Annotated in this window: 29 protein-coding genes and 1 tRNA gene; 12 read left to right on the top strand and 18 right to left on the bottom strand. The window is 61.9% G+C overall.

All coding sequences use genetic code 11. The features are described 5' to 3' along the window. Positions 1-4: 4 nt before the first annotated feature. Together DFR48_RS09925 and DFR48_RS09915 are read right to left on the bottom strand one after the other, a co-directional pair. Positions 5-1,279 carry an aspartate kinase gene (locus DFR48_RS09925; protein WP_114362982.1) on the bottom strand — a complete coding sequence of 425 codons (1,275 nt, stop codon included), beginning with the start codon at positions 1,277-1,279 and terminating at the stop codon, positions 5-7. A 394-nt stretch (positions 1,280-1,673) separates the two neighbouring features. Then, the gene (locus DFR48_RS09915) at positions 1,674-2,384 is read right to left on the bottom strand and encodes an SH3 domain-containing protein (RefSeq protein WP_114362980.1); all 711 of its coding nucleotides are present in this window, start codon (positions 2,382-2,384) and stop codon (positions 1,674-1,676) included. Between the two features lie 193 nt (positions 2,385-2,577). Between DFR48_RS09915 and ubiG the strand changes: the two genes are divergently transcribed. Both ubiG and DFR48_RS09905 read left to right on the top strand, forming a co-directional pair. After that, a complete protein-coding gene (gene ubiG / locus DFR48_RS09910) occupies positions 2,578-3,333 on the top strand; it encodes a bifunctional 2-polyprenyl-6-hydroxyphenol methylase/3-demethylubiquinol 3-O-methyltransferase UbiG (protein WP_114362979.1) in 756 nt (251 codons plus the stop codon). Beyond that, positions 3,330-3,881 (top strand): DUF924 family protein, encoded by a 552-nt coding sequence (locus DFR48_RS09905; protein WP_114362978.1) that lies wholly within the window; start codon positions 3,330-3,332, stop codon positions 3,879-3,881. The genes ubiG and DFR48_RS09905 overlap by 4 nt, the downstream gene beginning before the upstream one ends. Positions 3,882-3,889: 8 nt before the next feature. Here the strand turns inward: DFR48_RS09905 and DFR48_RS09900 are convergent, their stop codons facing one another. From DFR48_RS09900 to DFR48_RS09880, 5 genes are read right to left on the bottom strand one after another with little or no spacing between them, the layout of a single operon-like run. Continuing rightward, positions 3,890-4,474, bottom strand: a complete 585-nt coding sequence (locus DFR48_RS09900; protein WP_114362977.1) for a DUF3291 domain-containing protein — start codon at positions 4,472-4,474, stop codon at positions 3,890-3,892. Then, on the bottom strand, positions 4,471-4,899 hold the full coding sequence (locus DFR48_RS09895; RefSeq protein ID WP_114362976.1) for a DUF1178 family protein: 429 nt from the start codon (positions 4,897-4,899) through the stop codon (positions 4,471-4,473). The genes DFR48_RS09900 and DFR48_RS09895 overlap by 4 nt, the downstream gene beginning before the upstream one ends. Next, entirely contained in the window at positions 4,896-5,753 is an 858-nt protein-coding gene (locus DFR48_RS09890) for a carbon-nitrogen hydrolase family protein (RefSeq protein ID WP_114362975.1), read from the bottom strand. Before DFR48_RS09890 ends, DFR48_RS09895 begins: the two co-directional genes overlap by 4 nt. A 12-nt stretch (positions 5,754-5,765) precedes the next feature. Further along, on the bottom strand, positions 5,766-6,023 hold the full coding sequence (gene grxC, locus DFR48_RS09885; RefSeq protein ID WP_114362974.1) for a glutaredoxin 3: 258 nt from the start codon (positions 6,021-6,023) through the stop codon (positions 5,766-5,768). A 47-nt stretch (positions 6,024-6,070) separates the two neighbouring features. Beyond that, on the bottom strand, positions 6,071-6,847 hold the full coding sequence (locus DFR48_RS09880; RefSeq protein WP_114362973.1) for a ComF family protein: 777 nt from the start codon (positions 6,845-6,847) through the stop codon (positions 6,071-6,073). Positions 6,848-6,909: 62 nt separating this feature from the next. Here DFR48_RS09880 and DFR48_RS09875 point away from each other — a divergent pair, with 62 nt between their 5' ends. Further along, positions 6,910-7,785, top strand: a complete 876-nt coding sequence (locus DFR48_RS09875; RefSeq protein ID WP_114362972.1) for a methyltransferase domain-containing protein — start codon at positions 6,910-6,912, stop codon at positions 7,783-7,785. 6 nt (positions 7,786-7,791) lie between these two features. Here DFR48_RS09875 and DFR48_RS09870 read toward each other — a convergent pair whose 3' ends face one another. The 6 genes from DFR48_RS09870 to DFR48_RS09845 all read right to left on the bottom strand — a co-directional run bounded on the left by DFR48_RS09870 (position 7,792) and on the right by DFR48_RS09845 (position 11,785). Beyond that, the gene (locus tag DFR48_RS09870; protein WP_114362971.1) at positions 7,792-7,965 is read right to left on the bottom strand and encodes a Flp family type IVb pilin; all 174 of its coding nucleotides are present in this window, start codon (positions 7,963-7,965) and stop codon (positions 7,792-7,794) included. A 40-nt stretch (positions 7,966-8,005) separates the two neighbouring features. Next, the gene (locus DFR48_RS09865; protein ID WP_114362970.1) at positions 8,006-8,326 is read right to left on the bottom strand and encodes a hypothetical protein; all 321 of its coding nucleotides are present in this window, start codon (positions 8,324-8,326) and stop codon (positions 8,006-8,008) included. Between the two features lie 96 nt (positions 8,327-8,422). Continuing rightward, the gene (gene mutT, locus DFR48_RS09860; RefSeq protein WP_112686665.1) at positions 8,423-8,836 is read right to left on the bottom strand and encodes an 8-oxo-dGTP diphosphatase MutT; all 414 of its coding nucleotides are present in this window, start codon (positions 8,834-8,836) and stop codon (positions 8,423-8,425) included. Beyond that, positions 8,833-9,612: a GNAT family N-acetyltransferase gene (locus tag DFR48_RS09855; protein ID WP_114363016.1), complete on the bottom strand. Its 780-nt coding sequence runs from the start codon at positions 9,610-9,612 to the stop codon at positions 8,833-8,835. Before DFR48_RS09855 ends, mutT begins: the two co-directional genes overlap by 4 nt. A gap of 8 nt (positions 9,613-9,620) precedes the next feature. Further along, entirely contained in the window at positions 9,621-10,862 is a 1,242-nt protein-coding gene (argJ, locus tag DFR48_RS09850) for a bifunctional glutamate N-acetyltransferase/amino-acid acetyltransferase ArgJ (protein WP_114362969.1), read from the bottom strand. 77 nt (positions 10,863-10,939) lie between these two features. Next, positions 10,940-11,785: a peptidylprolyl isomerase gene (locus tag DFR48_RS09845; protein WP_114362968.1), complete on the bottom strand. Its 846-nt coding sequence runs from the start codon at positions 11,783-11,785 to the stop codon at positions 10,940-10,942. A gap of 243 nt (positions 11,786-12,028) precedes the next feature. Here DFR48_RS09845 and secA point away from each other — a divergent pair, with 243 nt between their 5' ends. The 3 genes from secA (at position 12,029) to DFR48_RS09830 (ending at position 17,597) form a co-directional block, all read left to right on the top strand. Further along, on the top strand, positions 12,029-14,755 hold the full coding sequence (secA, locus tag DFR48_RS09840) for a preprotein translocase subunit SecA (RefSeq protein ID WP_114363015.1): 2,727 nt from the start codon (positions 12,029-12,031) through the stop codon (positions 14,753-14,755). 146 nt (positions 14,756-14,901) lie between these two features. Continuing rightward, on the top strand, positions 14,902-16,320 hold the full coding sequence (locus DFR48_RS09835; RefSeq protein WP_114362967.1) for a lipopolysaccharide biosynthesis protein: 1,419 nt from the start codon (positions 14,902-14,904) through the stop codon (positions 16,318-16,320). Next, positions 16,317-17,597: a GNAT family N-acetyltransferase gene (locus DFR48_RS09830; RefSeq protein ID WP_114362966.1), complete on the top strand. Its 1,281-nt coding sequence runs from the start codon at positions 16,317-16,319 to the stop codon at positions 17,595-17,597. Before DFR48_RS09835 ends, DFR48_RS09830 begins: the two co-directional genes overlap by 4 nt. A 5-nt stretch (positions 17,598-17,602) precedes the next feature. On the opposite strand, the gene DFR48_RS09825 is transcribed toward DFR48_RS09830, so the two are convergent. Beyond that, complete coding sequence (locus DFR48_RS09825; protein ID WP_114362965.1) at positions 17,603-19,243, bottom strand: AMP-binding protein; 1,641 nt, start codon at positions 19,241-19,243, stop codon at positions 17,603-17,605. Positions 19,244-19,427: 184 nt separating this feature from the next. After that, positions 19,428-19,512, bottom strand: a tRNA-Leu gene (locus DFR48_RS09820). A 177-nt stretch (positions 19,513-19,689) separates the two neighbouring features. Here DFR48_RS09820 and DFR48_RS22190 point away from each other — a divergent pair. Then, positions 19,690-20,280: a YqaA family protein gene (locus DFR48_RS22190; protein WP_245415569.1), complete on the top strand. Its 591-nt coding sequence runs from the start codon at positions 19,690-19,692 to the stop codon at positions 20,278-20,280. A gap of 14 nt (positions 20,281-20,294) precedes the next feature. Further along, a complete protein-coding gene (locus tag DFR48_RS22185) occupies positions 20,295-20,813 on the top strand; it encodes a disulfide bond formation protein B (RefSeq protein WP_245415568.1) in 519 nt (172 codons plus the stop codon). A gap of 4 nt (positions 20,814-20,817) precedes the next feature. On the opposite strand, the gene DFR48_RS09810 is transcribed toward DFR48_RS22185, so the two are convergent. Both DFR48_RS09810 and DFR48_RS09805 read right to left on the bottom strand, forming a co-directional pair. Further along, positions 20,818-21,375: an HNH endonuclease gene (locus tag DFR48_RS09810; RefSeq protein ID WP_114362964.1), complete on the bottom strand. Its 558-nt coding sequence runs from the start codon at positions 21,373-21,375 to the stop codon at positions 20,818-20,820. A 139-nt stretch (positions 21,376-21,514) separates the two neighbouring features. Beyond that, positions 21,515-22,165 (bottom strand): DNA-3-methyladenine glycosylase family protein, encoded by a 651-nt coding sequence (locus DFR48_RS09805; protein WP_114362963.1) that lies wholly within the window; start codon positions 22,163-22,165, stop codon positions 21,515-21,517. A gap of 53 nt (positions 22,166-22,218) precedes the next feature. Here DFR48_RS09805 and gluQRS point away from each other — a divergent pair, with 53 nt between their 5' ends. Then, the gene (gluQRS, locus tag DFR48_RS09800) at positions 22,219-23,103 is read left to right on the top strand and encodes a tRNA glutamyl-Q(34) synthetase GluQRS (protein WP_114362962.1); all 885 of its coding nucleotides are present in this window, start codon (positions 22,219-22,221) and stop codon (positions 23,101-23,103) included. On the opposite strand, the gene DFR48_RS09795 is transcribed toward gluQRS, so the two are convergent. Beyond that, positions 23,068-23,967, bottom strand: coding sequence for a YihY/virulence factor BrkB family protein (locus tag DFR48_RS09795; RefSeq protein ID WP_114362961.1), 900 nt, complete (start codon positions 23,965-23,967; stop codon positions 23,068-23,070). The two genes, gluQRS and DFR48_RS09795, sit on opposite strands and share 36 nt — an antisense overlap. A gap of 81 nt (positions 23,968-24,048) precedes the next feature. Between DFR48_RS09795 and DFR48_RS09790 the strand changes: the two genes are divergently transcribed. Genes DFR48_RS09790 through DFR48_RS09780 form a run of 3 tightly spaced genes read left to right on the top strand, consistent with a single transcriptional unit; the run spans position 24,049 to position 25,701 of the window. Next, entirely contained in the window at positions 24,049-24,882 is an 834-nt protein-coding gene (locus DFR48_RS09790) for an SDR family oxidoreductase (RefSeq protein WP_114362960.1), read from the top strand. Positions 24,883-24,910: 28 nt separating this feature from the next. Then, positions 24,911-25,108: a twin transmembrane helix small protein gene (locus DFR48_RS09785; protein ID WP_114362959.1), complete on the top strand. Its 198-nt coding sequence runs from the start codon at positions 24,911-24,913 to the stop codon at positions 25,106-25,108. Between the two features lie 14 nt (positions 25,109-25,122). Next, the gene (locus DFR48_RS09780) at positions 25,123-25,701 is read left to right on the top strand and encodes a cob(I)yrinic acid a,c-diamide adenosyltransferase (RefSeq protein ID WP_114362958.1); all 579 of its coding nucleotides are present in this window, start codon (positions 25,123-25,125) and stop codon (positions 25,699-25,701) included. The last annotated feature ends 13 nt before the right edge of the window (positions 25,702-25,714 follow it).

Raw genomic sequence — 25,714 nt, 5'->3', positions numbered from 1 at the left:
GGAATCAATTCTTATCGAGGCCGTAGCAGGAATGCAAAGTCCGGACCGCGAGTTCGGCATAGGGGCCGTCGATCAGGATAGAGATCTTGATCTCCGACGTGGTGATCGCCTTGATGTTGATACCCTTTTCAGCGAGCGCCTGGAAGGCGGTGGCCGCCACGCCGGCATGGCTGCGCATGCCAATACCGATGACCGAAACCTTGACCAGCCCCGATTCGCTCTGGAGGACGTCGTAGCCGATCTTCTCCTTGTTGTCGCCGAGAACGGCGAGCGCCTTTTCGACGTCGCCCGAGGGCACCGTAAAGGTCATGTCCGTCCGGGTGCCATCCTCCGAGATGTTCTGAACGATCATGTCGACATTGATATGCGCCTCGGCGAGCGGACCGAAGATCGCGGCGGAAACGCCCGGACGGTCTGCGACGCGGCGCAGCGAGATTTGCGCTTCATCCTTGGCATACGCAATGCCGGTGACAACTTCCTGTTCCACGATCTCTTCCTCATCGCAAATCAACGTACCGGGCGGATTGAGAAGGTCGCCCATCCCCGGAGCATCCGGGTCCTCGAAACTCGAGCGCACGAAGGTCCGCACTTTGTGCACCATGGCCAGTTCGACCGAGCGTACCTGAAGCACCTTCGCGCCCAACGACGCCATTTCCAGCATTTCCTCGAAGGCGATCTTCTTCAGTCTTCGCGCCTTCGGTTCGACACGAGGGTCCGTCGTATAGACTCCGTCGACGTCCGTGTAGATATCACAACGATCGGCCTTGACCGCGGCGGCGATCGCCACCGCAGACGTGTCCGAACCGCCACGACCAAGCGTCGAGATGCGATTATCGGGGCCGATACCCTGGAAGCCGGCGACAACCGCCACCTGCCCCTCACCCATCCGCCGGATGATGTCCGAACCATCGATCTCCTGAATGCGGGCGGCTCCGTGGGCATTGTCCGTCTTGATCGGAATCTGCCAGCCCTGCCAGGAGCGCGCGTTGATACCCATAGACTGCAGGGCGATCGCCAGCAGGCCGGAGGTTACCTGCTCCCCCGAGGCGACGACCGCGTCGTATTCGCGTGCGTCATAGAAAGGCGAGTCGGCGCCGGCGACCTTCGGTATGTTGCGCACCCAGTCGACCAGTTCGTTCGTCTTGCCCGACATGGCCGAAACGACAACCGCCACTTCGTGACCGGCATCGACCTCACGTTTCACATGCCGTGCGACATTGTGAATACGTTCGAGATTGGCGACGGAGGTTCCGCCGAATTTCATCACGATGCGAGCCATTGCCTTAACTACCGTCACGAATGTTGGGTACCGACCGGCACCGCTGAAGAAACCACCTGAGCCGCGAGGCGCAGACAAGTTGCGGTCTCATAGCCAAATCCCCCGGGAAGTTCAATGGCCCCGGGCCTGAAACGCCTTCAGCTCAGGGCTTCGGCGGCGAACGATGTGACCAGACGACGGAGCGCCGTGTCTTCGCGGTGGGAGGATACGGAAATGCCCGACGTCGCAACAGCGCGGGCGGCTCAAGGATCGTCTCGGATCTTCTCGTCCCCCGGAGCGGCTGGAACGATGGCGGCACTCATGCCGATGAGGAGGCAGGACACACGGTTCTGATATCTGCACGAGATTGATCTGCGCGACCGCCACGGCGATCGCGCAGATTCGTCCGGGCTCGTCAATCGTGCGACTGACAGGCAATCATTCCTTGGTTGCAACGCTTGATCAGACGCTTGCCCTCTGCCTGCTTGTTCTTCTCGCGGATCAACTCGCCACGATCCCGCGGCGGAAGGCGGCGCCCGCTTCGTTCATAGACGGGCTGCGCGTCGTCGTCCCACATTACTGGTGGTGGCGGTGGCGGCGGAGGGTCTCGCCGCGGCTCGCGAACGCGCCGGGACGGCTCGCGCCAGCCGTATTCCTCGTCGTCGTCCCACCGCGGCGGCGGCGGAGGACGGCGATAAACGTCGCGGCGAACCGCCGGACGATAGTACCCGTCTCGCCACTCGTCGCGATCCCGATAGAAGTCACGGTCGCGATAGTAGCGGTCCCAGTAGGTGTCGATGCTGAACACCACGGTCGGAATACCGAGCGGTTCGTAGTAACTCGGGCCGACATAGACGTGGCGCTGCTCGTAACTCGCCTGCAGATAGCTGCCTGATACCCAGCCACGGATGCCGCGGTAGTCGACGTCGCACCAGGCCTGGGAACTCAGACACCCGCGGATGTCCACACGGCTGCCGTAAGGGATCACCAAGACGGGGGGATACTGCGTGCTCGGGCCCGAACGCATGTTGACGTCCGCCGTCGAATAAGCAGGTGCAGCGTCCGCAAGCGCCGGGATGCCGAGCATTCCCACGGCGGCCATCGCAAGTAGCGATAATCTCTTCATGATCGTCTCCTGAACCCCGGAACGGGGCCTATGCACATCAAAACGGTAACGTTTCGGCAATGTGGATGGTCCCTCTTTCAGGCTGTATTGAGGCAGGCTCACAGTTGCGGTGCGACCGCCGGAGATCCGTGGACTTGACATCCTCAGTCGATCGTCCGACTTGATTTCTTCGGGAATTCATGGAGATCGGCAAATGACCGAACAGGCGCGCACCACCATTGACCAGGTCGAGGTCGACCGTTTTTCGGCGATGGCCGCGGAATGGTGGGATCCCACGGGCAAGTTCAAACCACTGCACAAAATCAACCCGGTCCGGCTGACCTATATTCGAGACAAGGTGGCGGAGCATTTCGGACGCGATCCGAAAAGCCACCATCCGCTACAGGGACTGAGAATTCTCGACATCGGTTGCGGCGGCGGCCTGCTCTCCGAACCGGTCGCACGGATGGGCGCAACGGTGCTGGGCGCGGACGCCTCGGAAAGAAATATCGGCATCGCCCGCACTCATGCCGAGCAGATGGGAACCATCGTCGACTACCGTGCCGTGACGGCGGAAGCGCTGGCGGCGGCCGGCGAGCGCTTCGACGTGGTGCTGAACATGGAAGTCGTCGAACACGTTGCCGACGTGGATTTCTTCATCAGCACATGTGCTTCGATGGTGAAGCCCGGCGGACTCATGCTGATCTCGACGATCAACCGTACATTGAAGGCCGCAGCGCTTGCCATCGTCGGCGCGGAATACGTTCTGGGCTGGCTGCCGCGCGGGACGCATCAGTACGAGAAGCTGGTGCGGCCGGAGGAAATCGAGCGGCCTCTGTCGGCAAGCGGCATGCAGATTCTCGAGACCAAGGGCGTCTTCTTCAATCCGCTGCAGAACCAGTGGAACCTGTCGGCCGACATCGACGTGAATTACATGGTGCTCGCCAGCCGTCCAAGGCCGGCGACATGAGTTCGCCGCAAGCCGTCATCGACTGCTGGCTCCGCCACGGCCCCGAAGCCTGGTTTTCAAGCAACGCGGCGCTCGATGCCGAGATCGCGGCCGATTATGCCGACTTGCATTTCCAGGCTTCCTACCGTGCGCTCTCCAATTGGCAGGAGACGCCGGAAGGGACGCTGGCACTGCTTCTTCTCCTCGACCAATTCCCGCGCAATCTCTTCCGCGGCAGCGGCCACTCCTATGCGACGGATCCGCTCGCCCGCGCCACGGCCCGTCGCGCGCTCGCCAAGGGCTTCGACATGGAGGTGGAGCCGATCCTGCGTCCGTTCTTCTACCTGCCCTTCGAGCATTCGGAGGACCTGAAGGAACAGCAGTTCGGCATCTCCCTGTTCGAGAAGCACCGTGACGAAACGGGCGACGCCGAGCCGTTGAAATGGGCTGTCCTGCATCTGGAACTGATCGAACGCTTCGGCCGCTTCCCCCACCGCAATGCCGCCCTCGGCCGCGAAACGACACCCGAAGAGCAGGCCTACCTCGACGCCGACGGTTTCAAGGGCTGAAGCCGCGATCAGACGGGTAAGGTCGTGATCAGCGACAGCAGGTCGGCTTGCCTCTTTGAATTCTGGATGGAGAGCACCTTCACCCGTTCTCGGTCGACCGCGTAAGGGACACCCTCTGAGGTGAAGGCGGACTTAAAGCTGAAAGCCTGCGGTGTCGGCCCGCGATCGGTGAGCAACTCGAATCGCTCCACAGCCTCCGTCCAAGTCGGAAGCTGCCCAGCGTTCATCCAGAACAAGACCAGTGGCGGCCAAGCATGTCGCTCGTTCCAGTGACGAGCATGCTTTAGCGCGTCGGCATGAACACCCGAATAGGTGAAGGCCATCAGGCTTTCGATGTCTTGCCAGAGAGAGAGTGACGAAACCCCACTGGTCCGGCCGGCCTCTTCCAGAAAGCGCGGGAAGACCCGCTCGCCCCAGCTTTCCGGTCCCGGCTCGGCTGCATAACCGGACCTTCCAACGAAACCGACAGCGCGCGTCGCTGCTTCGAAATTCAGCGGCTCACGCAACGCAAAACCTTGGACGGATGCGGCCAGGTATGAGGCGGTATGGACGCCGAAATTATAGACGGCCAGATGATGGGAACCGGCCTTCAATTCACGTCGTCCGGCAGCACCGGCAGCGGAGCGATCTCGATGCCCTCTTCGAGCAGCGACTGAACCTCGACCGGCGAGGCCTGGCCGATGATGCCGCGGGCCTCCGCCTCGCCGTAATGGATCTTGCGCGCCTCTTCCGGAAACTTCTCGCCCACGTCGTCGCTGCTCGCACGGATCTCGCGGATTGCTTCCTTGAGCTTGACGAAGGCCTGCTTCTGCACCTCGGAGACCGCGAGTGCCTGGGTTTCTTCCTTCTGTCGCGCAGTGGAAACGGCCGGCGCCATCAGCACCTTGGACACCTCCGCGGAGCCGCAGGCCGGACAGGTCAGATAGCCCGACGCCTTCTGCCGGTCGAAATCGGCGCTCTCCGAGAACCAGCCCTCGAACTGGTGCGCCTTGTCGCAGCACAGGGAATAGCGGATCAAACCGTGACGCCTCCCTTGGCGAGCACGGGGGCAATGTCGAGCGAAAAGTCGCGGCCGTTCCTGAGGTTGGGAATCTTGGCCCGGCAGGCCTTGACCGCCTCGAGGTCGATCTCGGCCACCACCACGTCCTCGCCGGTTCCGCCCGCTGACGCGAGCACCTTACCCCAGGGGCCAACGATCATCGAGTGCCCGAAGGTCTCGCGCCCGTCCTCGTGGAGTCCCGCTTGCGCGGCCGAGATGACATAGGCGCCGTTCTCGATGGCGCGCGCGCGAAGCAGGATCTCCCAATGCGCCTCGCCCGTTTGCTTGGTGAAGGCCGCCGGCGTCGTCAGGATCTCCGCGCCCGCCATGGCCTCCGCCCGGAAGAGATGCGGGAAGCGCACGTCGTAGCAGATGCCGAAGCCGAGCTTGCCGAAGGGCAGATCCGCGACGACCGCCCGCTCGCCGGGACGGTAGACGGCGCTTTCGCGCCAGCTCTCGCCATTGTCGAGATCGACGTCGAACATGTGGATCTTGTCGTAGGAACAGATCTTGCGACCGTCTGGCCCGAACAGGAAGGCGCGGTTGGCGATCTTGCCGTCGGCGAGCTTGATGGCTGTCGACCCAACATGCAGGTGGATGCCGAGCTCCTTGGCGAGTTCCGATGCCTTCTTTACGATGAGATCGGTCTCTTCGTCGCGTAGCACCGCCATCAGTCCCGGACGGTCCTTCTGAACGGCACCGGTCATTTCGGGCGTCTGCACGTAAGCGGCACCGCGACCGGCAGCTTCGCGCACGAGACGGGCCATGGCATCGGCATTCTTGTCCGGATTCACTCCGGAGCACATCTGGACTGCAGCAGCCTTGAATGTCATCGCGTCACGCCTCTAGCTTGCCAGCATCTCGTCGAGCTTGCCTGCCCGATCAAGCGCATGAAGATCATCGCAGCCGCCCACATGCTTGTCGCCGATGAATATCTGCGGGAAGGTCATGCCGCCATTCGACCGCGCGATCATCTCCTCCCGCACCTCGGGTCTCCCGGTCGCATCATGTTCGACATAGGCGACGCCTTTTGCCTCCAGCAGCGCCTTGGCGCGTGCGCAATAGCCGCAGAATTGGCGCGTGTAGATCGTCACCGATGCCATGTATTTCTCCGATGCCCGCCGGGGCTGAAGTGGATATCGTGGTAGGCTCATATAGGATCGGACAATGCCCTTGCAAAGGTTAAAACAGTGACATCGGCGGCTCCGGCGCGTTTCAGAACTCTGGCAACGGCTGACACTGTTGCTCCGGTCGTGAAGACATCGTCTACTAACACCAGCCGGCGCCCGAAAACCTCTGTCTCGCAGCCGGGCGCGACAGCAAAAGCACCGCGCACGTTGTCGGCGCGCGCATTCGCACTGAGCCCGACCTGTCGGGCGGTACGCTTCACGCGCAGAACCGCCGATGCGAGAAACGGTTTGCCGGCCGACCTCGCTATGTGCCGGGCCAGTTCCGCGGACTGGTTGAACTTTCGTGCGAAGAGCCGCGTGCGATGCAACGGGACCGCGAGAACGGCATCGGAGGTGGCAAGCTCCTCAGCGCCGGCACGCACCATCCACCGCGCGATGATCGGGGCAAGGTCCGTGCGGTCGCGATATTTGAGACCGTGTACGAGATCTCGGACGGGCCCGTCATGACTGGCAACGGACCGCAGCCGGTCGAAGACCGGCGGGTCGGCGATGGCCTCCGGCGACAGGGTCCCGGCCCCATGATCGAAGGGAAACGGCGTCCCCAGGACTTCGCAGAATGGCCGCTCGATGAACCGTATGGACGTCCAGCATTGCGGGCAGAGCGCGCCGTGCTCCGCCACGCGAATACCACAATGAACACAGGACGGCGGATAGACGAGGTCACGAACCAATATTCCCAGCGTCGTCAGCGGCGAGGCTCTTAACCGTTCCGTGGCTTGCGCTATATGACCGTCCATGAGTTGACTTTAGGCTCTTGCGAGCGCCTTTACCACACGCATAGTTTCAGCCGGACAGTGCCATGGACAAACTCTTCGATCTCGACCTGGTGACGGAAAACCGCCGCCGCGCCCATTTGCGGCGTACGGACGGGGCGGATTTCCTGCTGCAGATCGCAGCGCACGAACTCGCCGAAAGACTTTCCTTGGTCGAACGACATTTCGATCAGGCCGTCGAACTGCATGGCGCAAGCGGCGTGACCGCGCGGGAGTGCATGGAAACGGGCAAGATCGGCGAACTCGTGCGCGTCGAAACCCACGCGACCTTCGCCACAGGGGACGAGACAATGACCGAGGCGCCGTTGGAGCAACTGCCTCTCGATGAACAGTCCGTCAATCTCGTCCTGTCGCCGCTTGCGCTCCATGTCACCAATGACACGCCAGGTGTCCTCATTCAGATTCGCAAGGCCTTGAAGCCCGACGGGCTGTTACTCGCGGCCATCCCGGGCGCCGGTACGCTGGCAGAACTTCGCGACGTCCTCCTGTCGACGGAGATCGAGCTTTCGGGCGGCGCCAGTCCGCGAGTGATTCCCTTTGCCGACATACGCGACATCGGCGCACTGATGCAGCGGGCGGGCTTCGCTCTTCCGGTCATCGATACCCAGACCTATACCGTTCGGTACGATTCGATTTTCGGGCTGATGCGTGATCTCAAGGCAATGGGTATGGGAAATCCGCTCATCGACCGGAGCCGTAGACCGCTTGGCCGGCGGTTTTTCCTCCGCGCCGCTGAGAAATACGCGGAACGCTACGCGGATCCCGATGGGCGCATCCGCGCGACCTTCGTCTTCATCTATGTCTCGGGTTGGGCTCCGCACGAAAGCCAGCAGAAGCCGCTGAAGCCCGGCTCGGCCAAGATGAGGCTTGCCGACGCGCTCGCCGTTTCCAAACGGGATTGACCGTCGTCAGGCGCCCGCCGTGTTGATGGTCGTGGTGATCGTGTCGAAAACGTTCATCAGTGCGCCGGTGAAGGCGCCATAGCCTACAAGCAAGGCCACGGAAATTATCGCCGCGATCAGTCCGTATTCGATGGCCGTCGCGCCGGCCTCGTCGGCGACCAGGTATTCCAGCAGGCGCATGCGTCCCCCTCAAGTCGACCGGCTTCGGATCGGTTCCCGGTCAACAGCCTTCCCCGGCACCGTAGCGATCGATGATGCAAACGGAACCAGGCGTTTCCTGCAGGATGCTCCTGCGTATCGTATATCGCCGACCCGGCTCTGTCTTGCCGATCGAGCCCGTCGTTATGTTGTCGTAGTCATCCGGCGTGAACGCCAGACTCCTTCTTTCCGAGTTCCCCGCAAGCATAGGTGTGAGGATGAGCGAAAGCGCAATCGCCGCCGTTCCGAACAACAGGGCGATGTTCAACACGCCCGTCTTCCTGGCTTTTTTCGAAGACCGTTCTCCAGACCCGACGGTCTTCCAGAAATCCTCGTCTGCCATGATATGCCCCACGCACACTTTACCGCATGAACAGCTCTATCCATGCCTGACGGTTATAAACTTTTCGTTAAGAACAACTGCAAGAACTTCGAAGGGCTACAGCAGGTCCTGCAAAAAGGGGATGAGCGGCTCGTCAGCCGGAGGCATCGGGTAGTCACGCAAAGCCTGCGGGCGGACCCATTTGACCGCCTGCCCTTCCCTGCCGTGGGCAATGCCCTCGTAGCGGCGACAGATGAAGAGCGGCATCAGCAGGTGAAAACTGTCGTAGCTGTGGCTCGCGAACGTGAGCGGTGCCAGGCATGGGATGCGCGTGGTGACCCCGAGCTCTTCCTCGAGTTCGCGGACGAGTGTTTCTTCGGGCGTCTCCCCCGCTTCGACCTTGCCACCGGGAAACTCCCAGAGACCCGCGAGCGATTTTCCTTCGGGCCGCTGGGCCAGCAGGATTCGCCCGTCCGTATCCACGAGCGCACAGGCGGCGACCAGAAGGATCGGCTTGGGCCCGCCATTCATTGCGAACCATCCTTGGACCAGTAGTAGTAGCGGTAAGCCTCGACGAAACTGAGCTTGGCATAGAGCGACAAGGCCGCTTCGTTGTCCGCAGACACCTGGAGCCAAGCGGTACGCGCACCGCGCATTCGCGCCCAGCGCAGTGCGGACGAAAGGACTTCCATGCCGACGCCGCGCCGGCGATGCTTGTCCGACACGGCAAAGAGCAGGATGCCGGCAAGATCGTTGTCCTGCACGCATAGGAGTGATGCGACCGGACCGGCATTCGGGTCTTCCATCAGGAACATGCCGACGGCCGGCTTGATGGAATTGATGATCTCGGCCAGCACCGGCTTCAGGGCCGCGTCCTGCCCCTGAAGGGCAAGACTCGCATCCACGAAGCGTCCGACGTCCTGGGTCGGCAGGTGATCGAGCGTATCGGGGATTTCCAAGGCGGTGAGATCGGCCGTCTGCGTGATGACCTCTTCGAAACAGGTCCAGCCCTCGGCAATCAGGTGGTCGACGAGAGGCTTCGGTGTGAGTGGCGTTTCTCGCACCACGAGCGGACGGCCATAAGCGTCGAACTTTCGGGCGGCCTTCTCCAGCCGGACTGCAATATCGCGACTGTCGGACGGATCGAGCGCCACGACGCAGTTCAGCCGCTTCGACGGATGTCCGCCGGTCAACCGGACCTGCCAGCTGCCGTCATACTGTACGGAAGCGGCCGGCCAGGCACGGAAGCTGACTGCTTCGAGCCGCCGAACGAGCGGAAGATTCGCCTGCTGTCGCTCCACCCGCATCCGCGCCATCAGCTCCGGTAATCGCCGTTGATCGCGACGTATTCCTTGGTGAGATCGCAGGTCCAGACGGTCGCCTCGCCGTTGCCGAGCCCGATATCGACCCGGATTGCAACGTCGTCTTCCTTCATCACTGCACTGGCCGCGGCTTCGGAGTAATCGGGATCTCGTTCGCCGTTGACCGCCACGCGAACATCGCCAAACCAGATGGCGAGCCGATCACGGTCGGCCATCTCACCCGACTTGCCGACAGCCATGACCACACGGCCCCAGTTCGCATCCTCGCCGGCAACCGCCGTCTTGACGAGCGGAGAGTTGGCGACCGACAGGCCGATACGCTTTGCAGCCCCGTCATTCTCGGCTCCGGTGACGGTAATCGCGATCATCTTGCGCGCGCCTTCGCCGTCACGGACCACCTGCAATGCCAGGTCCTTGAGAAGGTCATCGAGAGCAGCCCTGAAGCCATCGAGGCGGACATCGTCTGCAGATTCGACACGCACCTGACCGTCCGCGGCGGCAGCGCCGGTCGCAAACAGCATCAGCGTGTCGGAGGTGGAGGTGTCACTGTCGACCGTTACGGAATTGAAGGTCGGTCCGACGCCGGCGGAAAGCAGGGCCTGCAGCGCAGGCGCCGCAATGTCCGCGTCGGTCACCACGAAAGACAGCATCGTCGCCATGTCCGGCGCGATCATGCCGGCGCCCTTGGCGATGCCGTTGATCGTCACGTCGATGCCGTCGATTTTCGCCGTCCGGGTCGCCACCTTCGGATAGGTGTCGGTCGTCATGATTGCCTTGGCGGCTTCCAGCCAGAAATCGCCGGTAGCGCTCTTGGCCATCTCGCCGAGGACGCCCGAAAACTTGGTCGCATCGAGCGGTTCGCCAATGACGCCGGTGGAGGCGAGATAGATCTCGTTCTCCGCGCAGCCAAGTGCCGCGGCCGCCGATTTCGCCGTCAGTGCGGTCGCCGCCCTGCCCTTGATGCCGGTGAAGGCATTGGCGTTGCCCGAATTGACGACCACACCGCGCGCAATGCCGTGGGCAAGATTTTCCCGACAGAAATCAACCGGCGCCGACGGACATTTGGAACGGGTGAACACGCCGGCAACAGCGGCAGGCTCATCGAAGGCCATCAGCAGGACATCGGTGCGGTTCTTGTACTTGATGCCGGCTGCTGCGGTCGCCATGCGCACGCCGCGGATGGGCGGCATGGCGGGATAGGACTTGGGAGCAAGCGGGGAAACAGTGGCAGACATTTCTTTGCGGCCTGAAATGATGCGAAGCACGAAAGGGAAGGCCCGCGCAGGCAGCGCGGGCCGAAAGGCTGCCGCCTTTATTGCGGCTGCTTGTTCACGTCTTCATAGCCCTTGCGCAGGGCCTCATCGACGATCTCTACCTTCTGCTCGGCCTTCGCCTTAGCGATCAGTTCGAGATACTTGTCGCGCATGACGAGCTGGCGCACCTGCTGCGAAACGTCTTCGTAGGCCGGCGGCGGCGCGTCGCGCTTGTCCTCGACCTTGATGACGTGGAAGCCGAACTGGGTCTTGACCGGGGTCTTGGAGTAAGTGCCCTTCTCCATGGCGAAAGCGGCCTGCTCGAATTCGGGAACCATACGCCCCTTGGTGAAGTAACCGAGATCGCCGCCTTCCGACTTGTTCGGGTCGGTGGACTTCTCTTTCGCAAGTTCGACGAAATCCTTGCCCTTGTCGAGTTCGGCGATGATCGCCTTGGCTTCGTCTTCGGTCTTCACGAGGATGTGCCGCGCACGAACCTCCTCCTGCTTCGGCAGCGCTGCGATTTCCTTCTCATAGCGTGCCTTGACCTCGTCGTCCGTCACGGCGTCGACAACGTGCTTCTTGAAGTACAGGTTGTGAAGCTCGCGCTCGGCGATGAACTGCATGCGCTGCTGGTAGGCCGGGTCGTCCTTCAGGCCCTCGGACGTAGCGTTGCCGGCGAGGAGCTTGACGTCTATGGCGCTCGAGAGAGCGGCAATCTTCTTCTGCTCGTCCGGCAGCTGCGAGAGCTGCGGATCGAGATTTGCCAGCGCGATATCGAGCTCAGACTGACGGATCTCGAGGTTCCCGACCTTCGCCACCAGTGCGTCTTCGGCGAAAGCAGGTGCCTGGAGACCCACGAACGCCACGCATGCAGCAAGGGCAAGTTTATGATAGCGAGACATGAGAGACCTTTCGGATAGGATACCGCTTCAAACCGTTTGAATCGGGCGAAAAGTTGTCAGATAGGCCGGAAACCGGCGCCTCCGCATCAACCTGTCCCGTTGACATCATTCGACCCCCCTCTTATCTGTCACGCAACCTCGCGTCCAGTGATGTTTCCGGTAGCGGCACCCCATTTCGTCCGTGGCCGGATGCCGGCGAGTGCGCGCGCAATATGTGACGAAGTGTCAGAAAGGACCATGCTGATGGTCAGTCTTGGTGGGCTCGCCCGCAAACTGTTCGGCTCGGCAAACGATCGCCGTATCCGCTCCTACCAGCCGAAGGTCGCGGCGATCAACGCTCTCGAAGACAGCATGAAGGCTCTGGACGACGAAGCGCTTGCCGCCAAGACGGCAGAATTCCGGGAACAGCTTGCCGCCGGCAAAACCCTCGACGACCTTCTCGTTCCGGCCTTTGCGGTCGCCCGCGAAGCCGCACGCCGGACGCTCGGACTGCGCCCCTTCGACGTTCAGCTCATCGGCGCGATGATCCTGAATGATAATTCGATCGCCGAAATGAAGACGGGCGAAGGCAAGACCCTCGTCGCGACGCTTGCCGTGTATCTGAACGCGCTCGCCGGCAAGGGCGTCCACGTCGTGACCGTCAACGATTACCTCGCCAAGCGCGACTCGACGACAATGGGCAAGCTCTACGGCTTCCTCGGCATGACCACGGGCGTGATTGTTCACGGCTTGTCGGACGAAGAGCGTCGGGCCGCCTATGCCTGTGATATCACCTACGCGACGAATAACGAACTCGGCTTCGATTATCTCCGTGACAACATGAAATACGAGCGCTCGCAGATGGTGCAGCGCGGGCATAACTACGCGATCGTCGACGAAGTGGACTCGATTCTGGTCGATGAAGCGCGCACGCCGCTCATCATCTCCGGCCCGCTCGACGATCGCTCCGATCTCTACACGACCATCGACGCCTTCATCCCGCTTCTGTCGGAAGAAGACTACGAAATCGACGAAAAGCAGCGTTCGGCAAACTTCTCGGAGGTCGGCACCGAAAAGCTGGAGAACCTGCTCCGGGAAGCCAACCTTTTGAAGGGCGCCTCGCTCTACGACGTCGAAAACGTCGCGATCGTCCATCATATCAACAACGCGCTGAAGGCGCACAAGCTCTTCACACGCGACAAGGACTACATCGTCCGCAATGACGAGGTCGTCATCATCGACGAGTTCACTGGTCGCATGATGCCCGGCCGACGCTATTCGGAGGGACAGCACCAGGCGCTCGAAGCCAAGGAAAAGGTGCAGATCCAGCCGGAAAACCAGACGCTGGCCTCGATCACCTTCCAGAACTATTTCCGCATGTACGACAAGCTTGCGGGCATGACCGGTACGGCGGCGACCGAGGCGGAAGAATTCGCCAATATCTACGGTCTCGACGTCGTCGAAGTTCCGACGAACCTGCCGATCCAGCGCATTGACGAAGACGACGAGGTTTACCGGACTTCCGAGGAGAAGTTCAAGGCGATCATCGAAGAGATCAAGGCGGCCAACGGACGCAGTCAGCCGGTGCTCGTCGGCACGACCTCGATCGAGAAATCAGAACTGCTTGCAGCCCTGCTCAAGCAGTCCGGTTTCCAGAACTTCTCCGTGCTCAACGCGCGTTATCACGAGCAGGAGGCCTACATCGTAGGGCAGGCGGGCGTGCCGGGTTCAGTGACCATCGCCACCAACATGGCCGGTCGTGGTACCGACATTCAGCTCGGCGGCAACCTCGAGATGCGGATCGAGCGGGAAACGGCCGATCTGGAGCCGGGACCGGAGCGCGATGCCAGGATCGCGGCGATCAAGGAAGAGATCGCACAGCTGAAGCAGAAGGCGCTCGAAGCGGGCGGCCTCTATGTCATCGCCAGCGAGCGGCACGAAAGCCGCCGTATCGACAATCAGTTGCGCGGTCGTTCCGGCCGTCAGGGCGACCCCGGCCGTTCCAAGTTCTACCTGTCCCTCCAGGACGACCTGATGCGCATCTTTGGTTCCGACCGGATGGACGGGATGCTGCAGAAGCTGGGCCTGAAGGAAGGCGAGGCGATCGTCCATCCCTGGATCAACAAGGCGCTCGAGCGCGCGCAGAAGAAGGTCGAGGCGCGGAACTTCGATATCCGCAAGAACCTCCTGAAATACGACGACGTGCTCAACGACCAGCGCAAGGTCATCTTCGAGCAGCGTATTGAGCTCATGGATTCTCCGGACGTCTCGGCCACAATCGCCGACATGCGCAACGACGTCATCGAATCCTTGGTAAGCCTGCACATTCCTGAACGGGCCTATGCCGAGCAGTGGGACACCGCCGGCCTCAAGGACGCCGTCGCGCGCCTCCTCAATCTCGACCTTCCGATCGAGGAATGGGGCAAGGAGGAAGGCATCGCCGACGATGACATTCTCGCGCGTATCACGGAAGCCGCGGATAAGGCTGTTGCCGACAAGGCCGAACGCTTCGGTCCGGAAATCATGCACTATGTCGAACGTTCCGTGGTGCTGCAGACGATCGATCAACTCTGGCGCGAGCATATCGTCAACCTCGACCACCTGCGTTCTGTTGTCGGTTTCCGCGGCTACGCCCAGCGTGATCCGCTGCAGGAATACAAGGCGGAAGCCTTCGAACTCTTCCAGGCGCTGCTTGCAAATCTCCGCGAAGCCGTGACCACGCAGATGATGCGGGTCGAACTGGTGCGTGAAGCACCGCCGCCGTCAGTCCCCGAAATGGAAGGCCATCATATCGATGCGACGACCGGCGAGGACGACTTCGACGAGAGTGCAACAGCAGGCGCCCTGCTGGCCCTGCCCGACTACGTGGCTCCTGAAAACCGGGATCCCGAGGCCCCGTCCACCTGGGGTAAGGTCGGCCGCAACGAGGCCTGCCCCTGCGGCTCGGGCAAGAAATACAAGCATTGCCACGGCGCCTTCGAACAGGCGTAAGAGGCAAGGATAGAAACCTGGAAAGGCGGCTCTCGGGCCGCCTTTCTGAATTGTGATGATACACCGCCCGCGCGGCGGAGGAACTGTTTCTTAACGCTGAATGGGCACAGTACGCCGGTCTGTATTGCGTCATCGGTGAGTATAGCGTGTCGATCCCGGCAGTGATCCAGTTTGCGGAAAAAATACTGCCGAGCAGCCTGCATCCGGCTTTCAGGCGGTTGGAGAGCGTGCTGCTGAGCGACGACGCCAACGCTCAATCCCGGCGCAAGGCGCTCGCCGCCTTTGCGATCCGTGTCGTCAGCGCCGCCATCGCCCTTGTTTCGCAGATCATACAGGCCCGGATCATGGGCGAGTTCGAATACGGAATATTCGTTTTCGTCTGGGTCCTGGTCGTGCTCGCCGGCAATCTCTCCTGCCTCGGCTTCCACGCGACGATCATCCGTTTCCTACCACAGTACCAAGCACTGGGAGAGCATGACAGCATCCGAGGTCTGACTCACACCGCGCGGCGCTTCTCGATGTTCGTGGCAAGCCTGCTCGCCATCGCGGGCATCCTGCTCCTGCAGTTCGCCGGCGGCCGGATCGAAGCCTACTACGTCATGCCGCTGGTCTTCGGCCTTGCCACCCTGCCGATGATCGCGTTGGGCGATGTCCTCGAAGGTACCGCCCGCGCCAACCACTGGACCATCGGGGCTCTCAGCCCGACCTATCTCATCCGTCCGACGCTGATCCTGCTCTTCATGGTGATCGCCGTTCTCCTCGGCGCGCCGCATACGGCGACAACAGCCATGCAGGCGGCGCTGCTTGCCACCTATGTCACGTCCCTCAGTCAATTCGCGGTCATCGAGTGGAGATTGAGGAAACGCTTCTCATTCAACAGGGGAAAGATCGACTTCCTCGTTTGGTTCAAGGTTGCGATCCCGATCTTCCTGATCGAGGGCTTTTCCTTTCTTCTCACCAACTCGGATGTGGTCATCGTCGGTTTCTATCTCAATCCGGAAGAGGTCGCGGTCTATTTCGCGGCATCCAAAACCATGGCGCTCGTGCAGTTCGTCTATTTCGCCGTGAAGACGGTCGTGGCGCCACGATTCTCGGCCATGATGGCGCAGTCGGACGCGCGGCAACTCGCGATCTTCGCCGGGAATACCGTCCGGTGGAGTTTCTGGCCTTCGCTCTTGATGGGTCTTGTCGTACTACTTTTCGGAAGATTTCTTCTGTTACTGTTCGGTGAGGCCTTCACCTCGGGCTACATCCTGATGGCGATCCTTTTGGCCGGCATCCTATCGAAAGCCCTGGTCGGACCCGGCGAAGTCTTGCTGACCATGGCCGGAAAGCAGGGGCTTTGCGTGTGGCTTTACGTCGTCGCACTCGCGACAAACATCACTTTGAATGTTATGTTGATACCGCTCTTCGGCCTAGCAGGCGCCGCGTCGGCCACCGCCGCAGCCATGATGGTCGAAGCGCTTCTCCTCCACGTCGCCGTGCGTTCTTCGCTTGGCATCGTGCTCTTTGCATTTGCCAATCCGCTGGCAATCCTGGACAGAACAAGGCCATCCAGATCATGATGCAGCCGCCGATCTTCAACGAGAGCAAGAATGGTTCCGACAGCCGCCAGAACGGTACACTGTCTGCCGACGGTCACCCCGGCGCGGTTCCGGACGTACGCGTCGCCGTCGGCCGTCCCGGCCGCCACCTCGCACTCTATCCGGGCCGCATGGGGTACGATCTGCAGGAAGAACTGGACTTCCTCACATATCGGGCGATGGAGCCAAATGTCTTCTTCGCCGCCCGCTTCCTCGCACCGGCCATCCCCCGGCTCGAGGAGAGGCAGATCCGCATCGCCATCATCCGCGACGAGGTCGGCGCGCGTAGCCGCATGCGCCTGTTGATGCCTTTCTCAACGGAGAAGCCGGGCTTCTCCGTCGGTCCTTCGATCATCCGGGCCTGGGCCAACCACTTCGGCCCGCTCGGGACACCGCTCGTCGATGCGGAGGACGCGGCGGAGACGATCGACAATCTTTTCGATGGCCTCGCCTCACCGGAAGCAAAGCTCCCCGGGATTCTCGTATTGCCAAACCTGCGCGTGAACGGTCCCTTTGCCAAGCTCGCCAGAGCTCTTGCGCTGAGCCGCGATCTGCCGGTGACGATCACCAATCCAACCGAGCGCCCGATGCTGCAAAGCGACGAAGATGGCAACACCTATCTCAGGAACTCGATCTCCAGGGGCCATCTGAAGGATATCCGGCGGCAACACCGGCTGCTCGCCCAGAAGGGCGAACTTGCCTACAATGTCGCCCGCCAGCCCGAAGAAGTTCGACTGCGCATGGAGGAATTTCTATCGATCGAGGCGAAGGGCTGGAAAGGGAAGAAACGGACCGCCCTCCTCAACGACCGCTATCGTGCTGCGTTCGCCCGCGAAGCAGTCAGCAACCTTGCAGAGGTCGACGCGGTGCGCATTCACACGCTCGACCTCGACGGCAAGGCGATCGCTTCGATAATCGTCTTCATCATGGCTGGCGAAGCCTATACGTGGAAAACAACTTTCGACGAGGACTATGCCCGCTTCTCCCCCGGCAAGCTGCTCGCCGCAGACCTGACCGACTGGCACCTCGACGACGCCAACATCGTGCGCACGGATTCCTCGACGGATGCCGAGAACACGGTCCTGCATCGCATGTGGCGGGAACGCGAGGAGATGGCGACTGTGGTGATCGGCCTCAACCGCAATTCCGACCGTGATGTCCGGCAGGTGGCGACGCAGCTCCACCTCTACCGGAATACGCGTAATCTCGCGCGAATGCTGCGCGACAAGATACTGTCTCGCCGGTTCGGAGACCGCTGAAGGCGCTATTCCGCAGCGAAGCCGGCGGTGTCCTGCTCACGCAAGATCCGGCGTATCACCTTGCCGGATGTCGTCAGTGGCAATTCCTCCACGAAGGCCACCTCCCGGGGATATTCGTGCATGGACAACCGCAGCTTGATCCACGAACGGAGTTCTTCGGCCAGTTCGGGGCTGGCGACATGGCCAGACCGGAGGACAACGAAGGCCTTGACGATCTCCGTTCGCACCGGATCCGGCTTGCCGATCACGGCCGCGAGCTGCACGGCAGGATGCCCGAGCAGGCAATCCTCGATCTCCGCAGGCCCGATGCGGTAACCGGAGGAGGTGATGACGTCGTCATCGCGACCGAGAAAGACGAAATAGCCGTCCTCGTCCTGCCGGCCCATGTCGCCCGTCGTCATCCACTCGCTGACGAACTTGGCCGCGGTCGCTTGCGGATTCTGCCAGTATTCGAGGAACATCACGGGATCCGGACGACGGACGGCGATCTGCCCGACGGCACCTGCGGGAAGGACGGTTCCATCCGGGCCGACGATTGCGACCTCGTGGCCGGGCACCGGACGTCCGATCGCGCCGGCTTTGCTGACGCCGATATGGCCTGCCGACGAAAGAACGAAATTGCATTCGGTCTGTCCGTAGAACTCGTTCGGCACGATCCCCAGAGTGGATTTCACCCATTCGTAGGTTTCGCGCCCCAACGCTTCGCCGGCGCTCCCGATGCTGCGCAAAACGAGGTCATACCGGGCTCGAGGGTCTTCCACGACCTTCATCAGCCTCAGGGCGGTCGGTGGGATGAAGGCATTGCGCACCTTCATCTCGGCCATGATACGGAAGGCCATGTGCGGATCGAACTTTTGGGCGGGCGACGAGACGACAGGAATTCCGAGCAGCAGCGCCGGAAGGAGCGCGTTGAGCAGCCCGCCGGCCCAGGCCCAGTCCGCCGGCGTCCACATCTTGTCTCCCGGTTGCGGCGGAAACGCGTGTGCCATCTGGAAACCCGGCATGTGCCCGGGAAGAACGCGGTGCCCGTGCAGGGCACCCTTCGGCGGTCCCGTCGTACCGGAGGTGAAGATCATCATCGCAGGCTTGTCGGGACCACCCTCCGCCACGTCGAACACGGACGGGTGGGTATCGATCAATCGAGCAAAGGAAAGAGCCGGGGCATCGACGTCGTCGATCGAGATCACATGCTTGAGTTCAGGCAGTCGCCCGCGGATCGGTGCGAGGCGCGACAGCCCAAAGTCGTTGGTGACCACCACCTTGGCGCCGGACGCCCGCAGACGAAATTCGAGAGCTTCCTCTCCGAAGAGAAGCGCCAGCGGTAGCGCAATTCCGCCGAGCTTGTAGATCGAGACATGTGCGACAACCGTCTCGAAGGATTGCGGCAGAAGCAGTGCCACACGGTCGCCGACGGCGACGCCGAGCGAATGCAGCGCGTGCGCAAACGCCGACGAGCGCTCGGAAAGCCCTCGATAGGTCATCGACCGATGAATGCCGTCGGGGCTGAAATGCTCCAGGCAGACCCGTTCAGGGTCCCGGACCGCCCAGTCATCGCTGACGGCGCGCCCGATGTTGAAATCCTCGGGTATCTCCCACGAAAAGTCGCGGACGATGTTTTCGTAAGAGCTACTTCTTGACAGAAACATGCCGGTATCCCGTCTCACATCGGGAACTGCTAGCACTCGTTTCGCACATGCACAATGAGAAAGGCGGACCGTCGCACCGGACCGCCTATACCGCAGCAACCGGGGTGACGGAAATGTTGCCGAATCCCGCGTGATCGACACGAACACGCCGAAATTCAGTGATCAATGCGATCTGAGAGATGAATGGTGCCCCATGCCGGAATCGAACCAGCACTCCTTTCGGAACTCGATTTTGAGTCGAGCGCGTCTACCAGTTCCGCCAATGGGGCCCGAAACGTAGAACTCGGCCGGACTATACGAACCGCGGCCATCCGGTCAACCTGCTTTTTGCAGTTTCACCCGCTCACGAGAAGTTTTGCCGTGCGCGGCAAGCGCCGGCGATGCAGGCATTTACACGAAGGTCGGGCTTGCTTAAAACCGGCCCGCAAACGGTCAGGAATGAAAGCATGCTGCGCCGCCTCTATTATTGGACAATGTCTCTCGCGGCCCGCAAGTCAGCAGAAGCCTGGCTCGCCGTGATCGCCTTTATCGAGAGCTCGATCTTTCTAGTCCCGGCGGATGTTCTCTATCTCCCCATGACGCTGGCACGACCGGAAAGAGCATGGCGGTACGCGATTATCGCAACGATCGCTTCCGTGCTGGGCGGGATAGCCGGATGGTTCCTCGGCTATTACGCCTTCGAGGCAGTCGCCAGACCGATCCTGGAATTCTACGGCAAACTCGACGCCTTCGAGCGGCTGCGGACAGGTGTCGACTACCAGACCGTACTGCTGCTGCTGGTCACCTCGGGTCTTGCCCACCTGCCGCCGATCAAGGTCGTCACCATCCTTTCCGGCGTCGCCCACATCAATCTGGGGCTGTTCATCGTCTCGGCCATTGCCGCGCGCGGCGGACGCTTCCTTCTGCTCGCCTGGTTGCTGCGGCGCTATGGCGAACCGATCCGCGACTTCATCGAGAAGCGGCTCGGCCATATAGCCGCCGCCGGCGCGGCAGTATTGATCGCGCTCTACGTGGGCTATCGCTACGTCGCGCACTGAAACGGGAACGGGCCATGAGTCTTTCTACACCACTCGTCAAGAACAAGACGGCCGTCGCGGCGGTTCTGACCACGCTCGGCATGGCTTTCGTCGTCGGCTCCGCGCTCGCCTTCGAGCATATCGGCGGCTACATCCCCTGCGCGCTCTGCCTTCTTCAGCGGAATCCCTATTACCTCGGCATCCCCGTCGGGATTCTGGCGATACTGGCGGCCGTCCTGAACCTGCCGTCCTGGATCACGCGAGGCCTGCTTGCGGTCGTCATGATCCTGATGATCGTCGGCGGGGGCCTCGGCGTCTATCATTCCGGCGTCGAGTGGGGCTTCTGGGAAGGACCGGCAAGCTGTTCTGTCGGCGGGGCAGCTCCCGCCGCCGGGTCCGGCGACATCCTCAACCAGCTCAACAGCGTAAAGGGTCCGTCCTGCACCGAGGCGACGCTGCGCGTGCTCGGACTTTCCTTTGCAGGGTGGAACGTGATCGGAAGCGTGATACTCGCGGCGATCGCCGCCTGGGGTGTCTTCGGCAAGCGGCACTGACGGTTCAGGGCTGCAACTCGGAGTCCCAGTAGAGGTAGTCGACCCAGCTCTCATGCAGGTAGTTCGGCGGAAAGAGCCGGCCGTTGTTGTGCAGGTCTTGCACCGACGGGCGGTAAGGCTTCTGCGCCGGGAACATCTGCGCCTGTTTCGGCAGCTTGCTGCCCTTCCGGAGGTTGCAGGGCGAGCAGGCCGCCACGACGTTCTCCCAGGTCGTCTCGCCGCCATGGGCGCGCGGGATGACATGGTCGAAGGTCAGGTCGTCGGTCGAGCCGCAATACTGACACTCGAAACGATCCCGCAGGAAGACGTTGAAGCGGGTAAATGCCGGGTTGCGGGATGGCTGGACATAGGTCTTGAGGCTGACGACGCTCGGTAGTCGCATCGAAAAGCTGGGCGAAGATACCGAGTGCTCGTACTCTGCTATGATATTGACGCGGTCAAGAAAGACGGCCTTGATCGCGTCCTGCCAGGACCACAGCGACAAGGGGTAGTAACTCAGCGGCCTATAGTCGGCATTCAGCACGAGCGCCGGCAAGGACTGGGGCGAGACTGCAATCGTCAAGGGCGTCTCCTGAGCGATTCGGCATCCACCTTTGTATATTAGGTCCGTTGTTACAGGATTGTGAAGCGGAATAACGCACCCGCTAGGGAATGCGGCGTTTCGCGCGCACGAGAAGCGAAACGTGGAACCGCGATCGGCGTCAGGCCGGGGGCCTGAGTCCGGGAAGAGGGGCAGAGTCTCCCGCGTAATATGCCCAGAAGAGCCGGGCGGCGATAGAGCGCCACGGCCGCCACGCTTCTGCGATCAGGGTCACTGCGGATCTGGATAAGCGTTCGCCGTGTCCGAAGGCCTTGCCGACCGCGATTCTCAGCGCGACATCGCCCGCTGGAAAGACATCTGGATGTCCGGCGCAGAACATGAGGTAGACTTCCGCCGTCCAAGGGCCGATGCCTCGGTACGAGGTAAGGACACCGACGACCTCCTCCGCATCGCGGCCTCCGAAGGAGCCGAGGTCGAGTTCACCGGCAACAACCGCCTCCGCGATCCCGCGCAGTGTCGCTGCCTTTGCCCGGGAGAGCCCGAGGCGGCCGACCGCGGCCTGGTCGAGCGAAAGATAATTCGGAGCCGTCGGCTCGCCGGTCGCCCCGACAAGTCGCCCCCATATCGCATCGGCACTTGCCCTCGACACCATCTGCGAAACGACGATCTGCGCGAGGGCCGCGAACCCCGGCTCCATGAGACGAAGCGGCAGGCGATCGACGGTAGCATGAATCGCACGCAGGCGGGGATCGATGCGGCACAGTTCTGCAAGTCCGTATTCGACGTCCTCCGCGGTCCGGATGATCCTCATGCGATTCCCTCGTTCCTCTTGGCTGCAGTGTACCGTTCATGTCAGAAGAGAGCATGACCGCCTTCGACAATCAAAGGTCCGTTTTCCGCTTTGCGCCGAGCCCGAACGGGCGCCTTCATCTCGGCCATGCGCTCTCGGCCTTGCTCAATCAGGATATGGCAAATGCTTCCGGGGGGCGGCTCCTGCTGAGGATCGAGGACATCGATCTCTCCCGTTGCACCCCGGAATTCGAGGCTGCAATCTTCGAAGATCTGGACTGGCTCGGAGTCTCGTGGGAAAAACCGGCGCGCCGCCAGTCCGAGCATCTCGACGAGTATCGGCAGGCGCTGCAGAGACTGATCGATCTCGGATTGGCCTACCCGGCCTTCATGTCGCGCGGCGAGGTGAAGGCGTTTGTCTCGAAGGCCGAGCAACAAGGTCGACCCTGGCCATGCGATCCCGACGGCGCTCCGATTTACCCGCCGCTCGACCGGCTTCGATCCGCGGCCGAAAGAGAACGACTTCTCTCCGATCACCATCGACATGCCTGGCGTCTCGACATCGGAAAGGCAACGGCGGAACTCGGCAGAAGGCTGACCTGGGCGGAAACGGGCGATGGACCGAAAGGCAGTATCGCCGCGCGGCCGGAGGACTGGGGCGACATCGTGTTGTGGCGCTCGGATGCGCCGTCGAGCTATCACCTGTCGGTCACGCTCGACGATGCGCTCCAGGGCGTCACCCATGTGGTCCGCGGACTTGATCTCTTCCATGCAACTGCCGTGCACAGGCTTCTGCAGGAACTGCTGGGACTGCCCGCCCCCGCCTACCATCACCACCGGCTGATCCTCGGCACCGACGGCCGCAAGCTCTCCAAGAGCGCCGGCGACACCGCTCTCGCGGCACTGAGGGCGCAGGGGCTTACGTCAGCCGACGTCCGACGGCTGGTCGGTCTTGCGTGAGCGCCTTCGGGCATTGGCCATGCGTCGGCCGGAGAGGATGTCATATTTCAAGAGCGCGGCGTTGAATTCTGCACCGATGATGAAAATCGCGCCGACCATATAGAGGAAGACCAGCACCACCATGACCGACGCCAGGCCAGCATAGGTGGCGGCGTAGTTGGCGAAGGTGGCGAGATAGGACGCGAAGGCCAGGGCGCCGACGAGCCAGAGCACCAGAGTCAGAAGGACGCCAGGGATGACGTCCCGCAATCGCCGGTGCCCGGCCGGCAGACCGAGATGAAAGATGATCAGGCCGGCGGCCAAAAGGAGCAACGTTCCGTAGACCCTCCAGTTGGAGACGACCGCGAGAAATTCCTCCAGCAACGGAAACCACCTGCTGGCAAAGGCAAGCGCAATCGGAACCGCGACGAGAAGCGCACTCACGATCGCCAGCACCACGACCCCTCCGATCACATAGGCGAAACTGACGAGGCGCGCGAGATACCACGGACGGTCCTCGGTCACGCGGTAGGCGCGGTTGAGCGACACCCTCAAGGCCTCGACCCCGTTTGACGCAAAATACGCCGCCGCCAGCACTGAAACCGTCAGAAGCCCGCGCGGCACGGTGAGGACTTGCAGGACCTGCTCGGCAAGCGGTCTGGCAATCGCCTCCGGCCAGGTATCGAAAATGAGGTGGATCGCAGTGTCGGCGAACGTATCCGCACCGAAGAAGCCGGCAACCGCGGTCCCGAAGATCAGGAACGGAAAGACTGCCAGCAGCGCCGAGAGCGCCACGTGACTTGCCATCGCCCAGCCGTCATCCTCGGAAAAATGCTTCAGCGCATCAAAGCCCACCTTGTAGAGCATGCGCAGGAATGCTGGCATCTCGTCTCCCGATCGTCAGTGCCGGTTGTCACCCGGAAGCGAATATGGGAAACCTCCGCGGCATTGTACAGGAAACATTCCATGGCGGACCGCCCCTGCATCATCGTTACCGGCTGTTCTTCAGGTATCGGCGCCTACTGCGCCGGAGCGCTGCGCAACGACGGATGGCGGGTTTTTGCGACCGTCCGCAAGCCGGCGGATCTGGTTCCCCTCGAAAAGGCGGGGATCGAGGCCCTGTTGATGGACTATACCGACGGCCCGAGCATCACGGCACTGGTGCAAGAGGTTGAAAGAAGGACCGGCGGACGTATAGACGCCCTCTTCAACAATGGAGCCTACGGCCAGCCGGGTGCCGTAGAGGACTTGCCGACCGAAGCGCTCCGGCGGCAGTTCGAGACGAACGTCTTCGGCTGGCATGAGCTCACGCGACAGATCGTTCCGCTCATGCGCCGGCAAGGTCATGGCCGGATCGTGCAGTGCTCGTCCATCCTCGGGATTTTGCCCTATCGTTTCCGTGGCGCCTATACCGCCTCGAAATACGCCATCGAGGGGCTCAGCCTCACGCTACGAATGGAACTCGAAGGAAGCGGCATTCATGTGAGCCTGATCGAGCCTGGTCCGATCGAGTCGCGGTTCACCGCCAACGCGCTGACCCATATTCGCAAGAACATCGATCTCGAAGGATCCGTGCATGCAGAAGAGTACAAGCGGCAGCTTGCGCGCCTCGACGGCACCGGGCCGGTCAACCGTCACAAGCTTGGACCGGAGGCTGTCTATGTCGCCCTGAAGCATGCCTTGACCGCAGGGCGACCCCGTCCCCATTATCTCGTGACGACACCCGCCCGGCAGGGCGCTCTACTCAAGCGACTCCTGCCCGCCGATCTTTTCTACAAGCTGATGCGATCGCTCAGCTGAAATCAGCAATAAAGGCCAAGGAAGCAAAATGTCCGCCTTCACAACAACGCTCACGTTGATCGTCATGGGTCTCGTCGTCCTCGTACTCGTCCGAGGCCTGATGAACATGATGAAGGGTGGAAGCGGCAGCCGCTCGAACCAACTGATGCGCATGCGAATCCTGTTGCAGGCGGTGGCGATCATACTCATCATGGTCACCCTCTGGCTGACGGGCGGCGGACGCTGACGGGAGCGTAAGACATGGTCAGGTTGAACAAGATCTATACCCGCACCGGCGACGACGGCACCACCGCTCTGGTCAGCGGACCGCGCCGTCAAAAGCACGATCTGCGGGTGGAGGCCTATGGCACCGTCGACGAAACGAATTCCGCGATCGGCGTCGCACGGCTTCATACGGCGGCAACACCCGACCTCGATGCCATGCTCCTGCGCGTCCAGAACGACCTCTTCGATCTCGGGGCGGATCTTGCGGCACCGGAAACCGGCGAAGCACTGTCTTACGAGCCCCTGCGGGTGATCGACGAACAGGTTGCCCGTCTCGAGCGCGAGATCGATCAGCTGAATGTCGGTCTCGACCCGCTGAAGTCCTTCATCCTGCCGGGCGGAACGCCCGCAGCCGCCCATCTCCATCTCGCGCGCACGGTGGCGCGCCGCGCCGAGCGGATCATGGTTGAGCTCTCACGATGCGAGGGGGAAACGGTTGGTGCTGCGGCGCTCAAATACATAAACCGCCTTTCGGATTTTCTCTTCGTCGCCGCCCGGCTCGCCAATGCAGACGGCAGGAACGACATTCTCTGGGTGCCGGGAAAGCACCGCTGACGGGATGAAGGCC

The sequence above is a fragment of the Ciceribacter lividus genome (genome assembly GCF_003337715.1).
In the GTDB taxonomy this organism is placed as follows: domain Bacteria; phylum Pseudomonadota; class Alphaproteobacteria; order Rhizobiales; family Rhizobiaceae; genus Allorhizobium; species Allorhizobium lividum.
Note: the sequence above shows the minus strand (reverse complement) of the source record. Positions and strands in the feature narration are given on the sequence as shown.